This window comes from Streptomyces globisporus (assembly GCF_003501885.1).
Classification (GTDB): Bacteria; Actinomycetota; Actinomycetes; order Streptomycetales; family Streptomycetaceae; genus Streptomyces; species Streptomyces globisporus_D.
In genome coordinates, this window is record NZ_QWFA01000211.1 from 1 (window position 1) to 10,722 (window position 10,722).

At 73.1% G+C, this 10,722-nt stretch carries 7 protein-coding genes and 1 pseudogene; 3 read left to right on the forward strand and 5 right to left on the reverse strand.

The features are described from left to right. Nucleotides 1-703: pseudogene (locus D3105_RS28960) on the reverse strand (protein phosphatase 2C domain-containing protein); the annotation flags it as partial. A 214-nt stretch (nucleotides 704-917) separates the two neighbouring features. Then, entirely contained in the window at nucleotides 918-4,688 is a 3,771-nt protein-coding gene (locus D3105_RS28965) for a S8 family serine peptidase (RefSeq protein ID WP_118905912.1), read from the reverse strand. Nucleotides 4,689-4,898: 210 nt separating this feature from the next. Here D3105_RS28965 and D3105_RS28970 point away from each other — a divergent pair, with 210 nt between their 5' ends. Both D3105_RS28970 and D3105_RS28975 read left to right on the forward strand, forming a co-directional pair. Next, nucleotides 4,899-5,891 (forward strand): helix-turn-helix transcriptional regulator, encoded by a 993-nt coding sequence (locus D3105_RS28970; protein WP_118905913.1) that lies wholly within the window; start codon nucleotides 4,899-4,901, stop codon nucleotides 5,889-5,891. 90 nt (nucleotides 5,892-5,981) lie between these two features. Next, nucleotides 5,982-6,464, forward strand: a complete 483-nt coding sequence (locus tag D3105_RS28975) for a DUF456 domain-containing protein (protein ID WP_118905914.1) — start codon at nucleotides 5,982-5,984, stop codon at nucleotides 6,462-6,464. A gap of 24 nt (nucleotides 6,465-6,488) precedes the next feature. Here D3105_RS28975 and D3105_RS28980 read toward each other — a convergent pair whose 3' ends face one another. Next, a complete protein-coding gene (locus tag D3105_RS28980; protein WP_118905915.1) occupies nucleotides 6,489-7,871 on the reverse strand; it encodes a DNA-3-methyladenine glycosylase 2 family protein in 1,383 nt (460 codons plus the stop codon). Between the two features lie 72 nt (nucleotides 7,872-7,943). Then, the gene (rsgA, locus tag D3105_RS28985; RefSeq protein ID WP_118905916.1) at nucleotides 7,944-9,107 is read right to left on the reverse strand and encodes a ribosome small subunit-dependent GTPase A; all 1,164 of its coding nucleotides are present in this window, start codon (nucleotides 9,105-9,107) and stop codon (nucleotides 7,944-7,946) included. Nucleotides 9,108-9,463: 356 nt separating this feature from the next. On the opposite strand from rsgA, the gene D3105_RS28990 reads away from it, so the two are divergent. Then, nucleotides 9,464-9,964 (forward strand): DUF5949 family protein, encoded by a 501-nt coding sequence (locus D3105_RS28990; RefSeq protein ID WP_118905917.1) that lies wholly within the window; start codon nucleotides 9,464-9,466, stop codon nucleotides 9,962-9,964. Nucleotides 9,965-10,128: 164 nt separating this feature from the next. On the opposite strand, the gene D3105_RS28995 is transcribed toward D3105_RS28990, so the two are convergent. Further along, the gene (locus D3105_RS28995; RefSeq protein ID WP_032775271.1) at nucleotides 10,129-10,536 is read right to left on the reverse strand and encodes a rodlin; all 408 of its coding nucleotides are present in this window, start codon (nucleotides 10,534-10,536) and stop codon (nucleotides 10,129-10,131) included. Nucleotides 10,537-10,722: the final 186 nt, after the last annotated feature.

A 10,722-nucleotide genomic window follows, 5' to 3' on the forward strand; every position in this document is an offset into this window, starting at 1 on the left:
GGTCCGGCACGAGGCCGGGGGGCGGGGCGGGGGCTTCTGCCAGGCCCGAGGTCCGGGCCGGCCCCGGACTGCCGGCCGGGGCAGGTCCGGGATGCGGCCCCGGGCCAACATCCGGAGCGGGGGCCGCGATCGGGCCCGGATCCGCTGCCGGGGCCGGGGCCGGATCGGGGGCCACTCCAGGGCCGGGTCCCGGGTCCTGAACCGGCCCCGCTGCCACTGACGGGTCCGGGATCACCACCGGGGCCGGTCTCGCCGGAGGCGGGTCCGGGACCGCTGACGGGTCCGAGGCCGCTGACCGGTCCGAGGCCGCTGACAGGCCGGGGATCACGTCCGCGTCCGCGCCCCCGCCCGGCCCCCGCTGCGCCGCCACGGACAGGCCCTGCTCCGGCGGCAGCCGGTAAGCATCCTGGGCCGGGGCCTCGTACCGGTCGGGGTACGGGGCCTCGTCGCTCTCGCTCTCCGGGGCCTCGTAGCGGTCCACGAACGGGTCCTCGTAGGCGTCCGCGTACGGGGCGCGGACCGTTTCGCGTGCGGTGGCCCGGCCGGTGTCCGCCGGGCCCCTCACCGTGTCCGACACGGAGTCGAAGCGGTCGTCGAGGCTGTCGGCCGCGCGGCTGGGACCGGTGTCCGGCGCGGACTCGTCGTACAGCTTGCGCCACCAGTCGTCCTCGTGGGCGGCGGGCTTCTCCCCCTGCTGACTCATGCCCCTATTGTCGACCGCGAAGGCGGCCCGAAAACGGGGCATCGGGAAAAAGTGGCCCATAAACAGGGTCCGCCAGGCGGCCCCACTCCCCACGGGAAGGACGCCCGGCGGACCGGTCGGAACGATCGGCATCTCGGCGTTTCAGCCGCTCGTATGCTCAGCCGATCTTCGGTTCAGCGGCTCAGCGGCTCAGTGGCTCGCTGTGCCCGCTCTCTCAGCGCACGGCGTACGCGTCGTTGACGGTCTGGACGACGGAGTTGCCGTTCGCGTCGGTCAGTTCCGTCCGCAGGGTGACGGACTCGCCGGCCGCGTCCGCGTGGTCGACGGTCGCCGTCCAGCGGCCGCCCTGGCGCGTGGTGGTGGCCGCGTGCCAGGTCTCGCCGCCGTCGTAGCTGAACGAGACCTTCGCGCCGGTGAGTTCGCCGGGGGTGTACCCGGCGTGCCCGGTCGCGGCGAGCCCGATCCGCTGCCCGTTCTTCGCGGGCACCGTCTTCATGCCGTCGGCGGGGACGTCGTAGCGCGGGAAGAGCAGCGGAAGCCCTTGCGACGCCACGTCCGGCTTCCGCTCGGAACGGAAGCCCCAGGTGGTCTCCGTCTGCGTCGACCGCTTCCAGACCGCGGCGGGCGAGCCGATCTTCGTGGTCATCAGGGTGAGTTCGTACGCGGCATCCTCCGCGGGCACGGTGAAGACGCCGAAGGGGTAGCCGGTCTCGCCGATGACCTCGCCGTCACGCTTGAGCCGCATGCCACCGATGTCACCGAACGAGCCCTGCTGGCCGATGTGTTCGGAGTCGGTCATGAAGGCGGGGGCGACGCCGATGAGATCGGCCTGCCGTTCACCGGCGAGAGCCTCCTCGCCCTGGGCGTCGCGCGGGGCGCCGGGTACCAGCAGACCCCGGTACCACTGCTCCGTCGTGGCCCGACCCGCCTGGTACGTACGGGCGTCGCCGGTCATCAGCTCGCCCCACGGGAAGCTGGAGGAGAGCATCTTCTGCCAGACCGTGTCCCCCGCCGTGTAGTACTCGGTGCGCTTGCCGGGAGCGGCGACCAGGGCGAGGGAGGACGCGCTGTAGGTCGCGCCGTAGGGGCGGGAGACGAGGAGCGTGTCGACGAAGTCGGCTGCCACGCCCATGGATTCATGGGCGGAGACGACCGAGCCGAGCTTCTTGTCCCGGACCTGGTAGGTGCGGTCCGAGGTGAGCTGCCCCTTCTCGGGGAACGACAGGTTGTAGACGAACGGGCTGACGGCCGTGGCGGTCCAGGAGACCTCGGCCTTTCCCTTGCCGAGGGCCGTCTTCAGTACGGCGGCCTCGGCGGCGCGCAGGCCGAGGACCGGCAGGGGCGCGGCACCGTAGCCGAGGCCCGGCTGCCAGTCGCCGGCCGAGGGGCGGTGCACCAGGAGCGCCTTCGCCCCGGCGGCCTCGGCGGCCCGTGCCTGGGCCAGGACGTTCGAGGCGTCGTCGCCGACCTTCACCAGGGCGATCCGGTCCTTCGCTCCGGCGGCCTCCAGCTCGGCGGCGCTGCCCGCACCGGCGTCGACGACCTCGGCGCGGCCGGTGCCGTCCAGGTTGACCGAGCCCGTGGTGGCGGGCCGGGGGTGCAGGGCGGCTCCGCCGACGAGGGAGAACTTCTGGATCTGCGGGGCGTAGGCGCGCCAGAAGGAGGTGAACTCGAAGTCCCCGTCACGGGCCTTGCCCTGGACGTCGACCAGGTAGTCCTTGATGATCCCGGTGCCGGAGATCGACCCCGAGTGCAGCCAGGTGTCGTCCCAGGAGCGCCCGAACGCGAGGGTCGCGCCGCGTGTCTCTGCGGCCCGGTCCTCGGTCCGGACCTTCAGGCGGTGGGCCTTGCGGGCGTCGAGGACGAGGGTGGTGTCCTTGGTGACGTTCAGCTGGGGGCGGGCCAGATAGCCGACCGAACCGACGAGTCGACCGGTCGGGTCGGTGGTGTCGGGCGAGGCGATGAAGCTGGAGACGAAGTACGCGCCGGGCCGCACCTGGAAGGTCTGGTCGGTGGCGCCCTCGTTGAAGCGGCGTTCGCCGGAGGCGGTGTCGGTGCCGATGAGGTCGAGGGAGGAGACGCCGTCGGCGGGCTTGCCGGTGCGGTCGACGAGCTTGACGCGCAGGGTGACGGTCTCCGGCGCCACGTACAGGGAGAACGGGGTGGAGACCTTCACTCCCCCGGTGGCCGTGGCGAGGACGCGGCCGGTGACGTCGCCGTACTGGGCGGCGGTCAGCCGGGCGGCGGGGTCGAGGGCGAGCGGCACCTCGACGGTCTCCCCGGCGGCCACGGTGACGGACGTGCGGCCGAGCGAGGCGATCGTCGAGCGGACGGCCGAGCCGTCGTTGCCGGTGACGCCCGCGACCTTCAGCGACAGCTTCACCGGCTTGCCGCTCGTGTTGGTGTAGGGCACGGCGACGGTGGTGCGATCGCTCTTGTCCTGCGGCCAGTTGAAGGTGCCGCCCTGCACGGCGGGGGCGCCGGTCACGGGCGTATTGACGGCACGGTCGACATCGAGGCGGCCGCCTCCGGTCTCGCGTACGTCACCGGCGACGGCGCTGCTCGCCGAGGAGACGAGGGCCGCCTTGATCTGCTGGGCGGTCCACTCGGGGTGGCGCTGCTTCACCACGGCCGCCGCGCCCGCGACATGCGGGGTCGCCATCGACGTACCGGACATGGAGCGGTACGCCTGTGAGCCCCGGCCGCCCGCGGCGGCGGCGGAGATCGCGACGCCGGGCGCGGCGATCTCGGGCTTGAGGGTGTGCGAGACGATCGCGGGGCCGCGGCTGGAGAAGTTCGCGGTGGAGTCGTCGCGGTCCACCGCGCCCACGGTCAGCACCCCGGGGGCGCAGCCGGGCGAGGAGACGGTGTTGAGGGACGGGCCGAGGTTTCCGGCGGCGACCACGAACAACGTGTCCTTGTTCTTGCCGAGTTCGGTGGCGGCCAGGCTCATCGGGTCGGTGCAGTCGGTGGGTTCGGCGCTGCCGAGGCTCATGGAGACGACGTCGGCCTTGTTGTCGACGGCCCACTGCATGCCCGCGATGATCCAGGAGGCGGCGCCGGAACCGCTGTCGTTGAGGACCTTGCCGACCATCAGGTCGGCGCCGGGTGCGACGCCCTTGTTCTTCCCGTCGCTCGCCGCGCCGGAGCCTCCGACGGTGGAGGCGACATGGGTGCCGTGGCCCTGGAAGTCGTCGGTGTCGGCGGAGTCGGTGAAGTTCTCCGACGCGGTGATCCGGCCCTTGAGGTCGGGGTGTTCGGCGTCCGCTCCGGTGTCCAGGACGGCGACCTTGGCGCCGGTGCCGTCGTAGCCGGCGGCCCAGGCGCTGTCCGCCCCGACCTGCTTCGTCGACTTGTCGAGACTGGCCTGAACCTTGCGGTCGAGCCAGAGCTTCTTGAGGCCGGAGCCCGAACGGGAGCGGGGTGCGGTGAGGTCGGCCCAGAAGTCGGCGGCGCGCTTCTTGTCGGCCTTGAGCGCGAGTCCGCCGATGATGTCGAGGGCCGCTCCGCGCTCGGCCCCGCGCGGGGTGACGAGGGTGCGGCGGGCGGTGTCGCCGGTGTAGGTGGCGATCAGCGGGACGGAGTCGGCGCGGCTGTCGTCGTAGCCCTGGCGGATCAGCCCGGTGACGTTGAACAGCTCCTCGTCCACGGTGCCGGCGGCGAGCGCGGACACGGCGGACTCGGGGTAGACGTACAGGTCCGGGCCGGACTGCCGGGTCTGGACGAGGGGCACGCTGCCGTCCGCGCGGGGCAGGGCGGAGGCGGCGGGCGCGCCCGACGCGTCCGTGGTCACCAGCACCCGGTCGCCGGTGACGAGCGTCAGCGTGACGGGCTTCGGGTCCGTGGCGGCGGTGTCCGCGCTCCCGGTGATCGGTCTGTTCGCGTCTCGCCCGTCCGGTGGCGCGGCCACCGACGGCGCGATCACGGTGACGGCGAGCACGGCGGCGGTCGCCGTTCCGAGTGCCGTACGCGATATCGGGCGCATCGCTCTCCCCAGGTCATTCCGGAACGAAGCAGCCCAAGAGGCCGCATTCCGGAGGTTGTTGGTGCTGCGGTGGCGCAACACTGGCAGAGGGGCCAGGGGTACGGGGGATGATGTGGGCGGCGGGTTTACGCCGTGGCCCTTTCCCGCCACGCGGGGCCCGCCGCAGGGGCGCCGCGATGCGCGATCAGCCACGTCCGGGGAGGTCGGAGAATGCTGGGGGCCATTGGTCTCGACGAGAGACAGGAGACCGCGTACCGCGCGCTCGTCGCGGCGGGAGCCGCGGAGCTCACCGATCTCGCGCACCGGCTGACGCTTCCGGAGGCGGACGCCGAACGCGTGCTGCGGCGGCTGGAGCAGCAGGGTCTCGCCGCCCAGTCCTCGGCCCGGCCCGGCCGCTGGGTGGCGGCGCCGCCCGGGGTGGCGCTCGGCGCGCTGCTGATCCAGCAGCGGCACGAGCTGGAGCAGGCGGAGCTGGCGTCCGCGCTGCTCGCCGAGGAGTACCGGGCCGAGGCGAGCGAACCGGCGGTGCACGATCTGGTGGAGGTGGTGACGGGGGCGAGCGCCGTCACCCAGCGCTTCCACCAGTTGCAGCTTGGTGCGGTGTCCGAGGTGTGCGCCCTGGTGACGGGGAAGCCGATCGCGGTGACCGGGATGGAGAACGAGTCCGAGGAGCGGGCCGCCTCGCGCGGGGTCAGCTACCGGGTGGTGGTCGAGCGCGAGGTGCTGTCGACGCCGTACGGGATCCTGGAGCTGTCGGCGGCGCTGAGCCGGGACGAGCGGTGCCGGGTGGTGGACCGGGTGCCGACGAAGCTGGTGGTGGCCGACGGGAGCCTCGCGATGGTCCCGCTGACCGCGCGGGGCGCGGAGCCCGCGGCCCTGGTGGTGCACGCCAGCGGTCTGCTGGAGTCGCTGATGGGCCTGTTCGAGGCGGTGTGGCGCGATGCCATGCCGTTGCGTCTCGGCGAGGGCGGCGGGGTGCGCGAGGACGGCGTCGGACCGGATCCGACGGACCTGGAGATCTTGTCCCTGCTGCTGGCGGGGCTGACCGACGCCAGTGTGGCAAAGCAGCTGGATCTGGGGCTGCGGACCGTGCAGCGCCGGGTCAAGGGTCTGATGGAGCTGACGGGCGTCTCGACCCGGCTCCAGCTGGGCTGGCACGCGTACGAGCGTGGCTGGGTGGCCCGCACCGGGTCGGCGGGCTGAGGCCTGGGGCGGGACCCCGCCGCCTCATCGCCGCAGGTGGCCGGGGTGCGCTGACGGGCGGAGCCGGGCACTCTCCGGCACGCTGGTCAGATGAGTGTGTGGCAGCTCGTCGCCGTCGGCCTGGTCATGCTGCTGGGTCTGGTCGGCGTACTGCTGCCGGGTGTGCCGGGGCAGGCGATCGTCTGGGCGGCGGTGCTGTGGTGGGCGCTGACGGACATGACGCCGGCCGCCTGGGGCGTCCTGATCGGCGCGACGGGGCTGATGCTGCTGAACCAGGCCCTCAAACCGCTGCTGCCACCGCGCCGCCCGGGTGAGTCGGGGGCGCCCCGCCGGACGTTGATGATCGGTGGGGTCACGGGGATCGTCGGGTTCTTCGTGGTGCCCGTGGTGGGCGGGGTCCTCGGGTACGTGGGGGCCATCTTCGGGGCGGAGCGGCTGCGCCTGGGCAGCCGCGCCGCGGCCTGGACGTCGGTGCGCTCGGTGATGCGGGCGACGGGCTGCGCGGTGCTGGTGGAGCTGTTCTGCTGCCTGCTGGTGGCGGGCGCCTGGCTGGGCGCGGTGCTCTGGGGTTGACCCGGGGGCGTCCGCCGGCCCGCGTCAGCTCAGCGCCGCCGCCTCCGCCGCCCCCGCAGTCTCCAGATGGCGTACGGCGTAGGAGCGCCACGGCCGCCACCGCTCCGCGCCCGGTGTTCCGTACGGGTCCACGTCGGGGTCGCCGAGCGCCCGCATCCGGATCAGTGCGGCGGTCGACCGGCCGATCCCGGGCAGCGTCAGCAGCGTCTCCTCCGCCTCGTCCCGGTCGGCCCCGGCGTCCAGCCGCAGCCGGCCGTCGGCGAGCGCGGTGGCCAGGGCCCGCAGGGCTGGGTCCTCGGCGGAACCGGCGAGCACGTCCGGCTCCGGGAACAGGTGGGTGAGCCCGCCGCAGGGCACGTCCAGCGCCTTCCCGTACCGCTCGACCAGCTCCCCCGCCTCCGTGCGCCTCACCAGGGTCCGCACGGCGGCCTCCTCCGGGTCGGCCGCGCCCGGCGAGCGCAGCCCGGGGCGGGCGGCGACCAGCGGGGCGAGCCGGGGGTCGGCGGCCAGCGCCTCGTCCACGGCGTACGGGTCGGCGTCCAGGTCGAACAGTCGGCGGACCCGCTGGACGGCGGTGGTCAGGTCGCGCAGGTCGGTGAGCTGGATCCGGGCCTCCAGCCAGGGCCCGCCGGGCGACGCCTCGTCGACCGCGACGAGCCCGGAGCCGTACGGCAGCCGCAGGGTGCGCCGGTAGGTGCGGGAGCCGGGCGTCCCCGCCACCTCCTCGATGCGGGCGACCGCCTCGGCGCCCAGCAGGTCGAACAGGGCGGCGGTGGCGTACGGGCCCCGGTGGGCGAGCCGCAGCGGGATCCCGGCCCGCAGCCCCTCCCGGCGGCCGCCGCCGAGCCCCGTACCCGCTTCGGCACGCAGGGCGCTGGGGGTGCGGGCGTAGATCTGCCGGATGGTGTCGTTGAACTGCCGCACGCTGGCGAACCCGGCGGCGAAGGCGATCTCGGTGACCGGCAGCGGGGTGGTCTGGAGGAGCACCCGGGCGGTATGGGAGCGCTGGGCGCGGGCGAGCGCGACGGGCCCGGCACCCAGCTCGGCGTTGAGCTGGCGCTGGACCTGCCGGGCGCTGTAACCGAGCCGCCCGGCGAGTCCGGGGACGCCTTCGCGGTCGACGACGCCGTCGCCGATCAGGCGCACGGCCCGGCCGACGACGTCCGCGCGGACGTTCCACTCGGCGGAGCCGGGCACGGCGTCCGGACGGCAGCGGCGGCAGGCCCGGAAGCCGCCCGCCTGGGCCGCAGCCGCGGTGGGGTAGAAGCGCACGTTGGCGCGTTTGGGGGTGACGGCGGGGCAGCTGGGCCGGCAGTAGATACCGGTGGTCACGACGGCGAAGAAGAACGCGCCGTCGAACCGTGCGTCGCGGCTGCTCACCGCCTCGTACCGGGTCCGATCGTCCATCACACCGTCCAGTGTGCGGCAGCCGGAGCCACCGCACTCGCGGTTTTCGGACGTCGAACCCGGTGGTGGTGGCTACCGGACCCGGCCGCGCTTGGCCTGCATGGCCGCGCGCCCCTCCGCACCCTTGCGCTTCCAGTCCCGCAGGATCTCGGCGCGTACCCGGGCGTCGGTTTTGGCGACGATCCGCTGGTTCTCGCGGATCAGCTTGCGGTAGCTCTCCAGCCGCCGCTCGGGCAGAGTCCCGTCCTCCAGGGCGCCGAGGACGGCGCACCCCGGCTCCGCCTCGTGGGCGCAGTCGTGGAACCGGCACCGTTCGGCCAGCTCCTCGATCTCGGAGAACACCTCCCCGACCCCGGTCCCGGCGTCGTAGAGGCCGACGCCGCGCAGCCCGGGGGTGTCGATCAGGACGCCTCCCTGCGGCAGGAGCAGGAGGTTGCGGGTCGTGGTGGTGTGCCGGCCCTTGCCGTCGACGTCGCGGGCCGCCTGTACGTCCATCACATCCTGGCCGAGCAGTGTGTTGGCCAGGGTGGACTTGCCCGCGCCGGAGACGCCGAGCAGCACGCTCGTACCGCCGGAGACGATGGCGCCGAAGACGTCGAGCCCCTCGCCGGTGGTGGAGCTGACGGGCAGCACCTGGACGCCGGGCGCGATGGCCTCGATGTCCTGGACGAGGTGGGACAGGGTGACCGCGTCGGGCACCAGGTCGGCCTTGGTGAGGACCACGATCGGCTGGGGCTGCCGCTCCCCGCCGGAGCCGTCGCCCAGCAGCGCGGCACCCTCGGAGCTGGACAGGGCGAGCGCGAGGAACCGCTCGACCCGCCCGAGGTCCAGCTCGACGGCGAGCGAGACGCAGATGGCGATGTGGTCGATGTTGGTGGCGAGCACCTGGCCCTCGGACCGCTGCGAGGAGGTCGAGCGGACGAAGGCGGTACGGCGCGGCAGCAGCGTGCGGACGAAGCGCGGGTCGCCGTCGGCGTCGAGCGCCACCCAGTCGCCGGTGCAGACGATCCGCATCGGGTCGCGGGGCACGACGAACGCGGTGTCGGCGCGGACCGTGCCGTCGGCGGTGATCACGTCGCACCGGCCGCGGTCCACGCGCACGACGCGGCCCGGCACGAGCCCCTGCTCGGCGTACGGGGAGAAGGCTGCCGCCCAGTTCTCGTCCCAGCCGTACGGAGTCAGCGGGTGCGAGGAGGAGACAGCGGAGGAGGTGAGGGAGGAAAGCGGGAAAGACAAGGGAAACCCTTCACAGGGTGGCCCCGGCGCGCGCTCGGCGCAAAAAGGAGAGAAGTTGTCAGCCGGTGGCCACGGGGATGAGGACGATGCTCTTCCGGTTGTGGGCAGTGCCCATCGCAACGACAGTCATCAATGTCCTCACCTCCTGATTCCTCTGGTCTTCGGTTCCGGGAACGGACTTCCGGCGGAACGGTGATCACCCTAGCCCGCCCCCCGGGAGCACCGTCAACCGATTTGATCCGGTCCACGGTCGAGGGACGTTCCAGCAGGCACATCCGCGAGAGATGACTGCAATCTCCCTCGATCGGGTGATACGTGTGCATGAGCCCCGGTCCGGGGCCGTTAGGGTGCCGAGCATGACCACACCCCAGGCCTCCACCGGCATGTTCACCCCGGCCCAGTTGGGCACCCAGATCCTGATCGGCTGGAGCGGCCGGCAGCCCGACGCGGACCAGGACACCGCCTATCTCCTCGCGTACTCGCTGGGCGACGGGCAGGACGGTCCGGTGGTCGGCCGCGAGGCCATGCGCGCCGCGCTGGAGCGCGCGGGCCTCCATGTCGGCGGCCCGATCCAGGACGCCGCCGAGAGCTCGAACATCCAGGCGAAGCTTCTCGTCCAGGCGGGACAGGCCGTCCTGACCCTGCCTCACCTCAGCGCCCAGTACCCCGCCCCCGCGGAGTGGCTGGCCGCGGCACAGGCGCAGGGCCAGGTGTACGGGATGTTCGCCACGACCCCGTGGCCGGAGGCCGTTCCCGGGCAGCCGGTCAGCGAGGACCGGTTGCGGGCCTTCGCCGCCGACGAGGAGGTCGTCCGCGCCGCCGCCCACTGTCTGCTCCCGGTCCGCTCCCTGGGCTGAGGCGCCCCGCCGCCCCGCAGACGACGAGGCCCACCACCCCCCGTGGAGTGGTGGGCCTCGTCGTGTGCGCGATGCCGTGCGGCCGGTGCCGTGTCGAACGAGAACGGGCGGCCCGAGGAGTGACCCTCGGACCGCCCGCGCCGACTGCGTCAGGCTGTGGTGCGTCAGTTGTTGCCGACGCCGTTGCCCGAGAGGACCGGGATGTCGTCCAGGATGTGCGACAGCGGCTCGTCGCCCTTGGCCTGGGTGGAGTTGTCGGCGCACTGCTGGTTCTGCGGGTTGGACAGGACGTTGACGTCCTGGACCGCGATCGGCACGACGCCGACGAGCGAACCGACGTTCGCCTTGAGGGGCAGGCCGACGCAGAGCTTGTTCAGGGTGCCCTGAACGAGCTGGTTCTGCGGGCTCCAGTCGCCCTCCGTCTCCGCGTTGCCGATCTCCGACTCGGCACCGTTCCCGTTGAGCGTGGTGGTGCCGCCGTCGTTGCCGATCGCCATGGCCGTGGGAGCCGCGACTGCGGACAGACCGAGCAGGGACACGGCCACTGCAGCGCCGGCCATCATCTTCTTCATCAACTTCACCTTTCGGAGCGTCCCGTTGTGGAACGTACTGATCAACTGCCGCTGCCCCTGATCGGTTGCGCAGTACCACTCATATGGGTTCGTTCCGGCGCAAGGTCGACGCTTCTGGTCAGTTTCCGGGCGTCTCGGTCCCGGGGACCTGGTCCGCGGCGCGCGCCGCCGGCACGAGATCCCCGG

Excerpts from the sequence above, each read along its gene's own strand:
- D3105_RS28965 (WP_118905912.1), bottom strand. The coding sequence starts at position 4,688 with ATGCGCCCGATATCGCGTACGGCACTCGGAACGGCGACCGCCGCCGTG.
- D3105_RS28970 (WP_118905913.1), top strand. The coding sequence starts at position 4,899 with ATGCTGGGGGCCATTGGTCTCGACGAGAGACAGGAGACCGCGTACCGC.
- D3105_RS28975 (WP_118905914.1), top strand. The coding sequence starts at position 5,982 with ATGAGTGTGTGGCAGCTCGTCGCCGTCGGCCTGGTCATGCTGCTGGGT.
- D3105_RS28980 (WP_118905915.1), bottom strand. The coding sequence starts at position 7,871 with ATGGACGATCGGACCCGGTACGAGGCGGTGAGCAGCCGCGACGCACGG.
- D3105_RS28990 (WP_118905917.1), top strand. The coding sequence starts at position 9,464 with ATGACCACACCCCAGGCCTCCACCGGCATGTTCACCCCGGCCCAGTTG.
- D3105_RS28995 (WP_032775271.1), bottom strand. The coding sequence starts at position 10,536 with ATGAAGAAGATGATGGCCGGCGCTGCAGTGGCCGTGTCCCTGCTCGGT.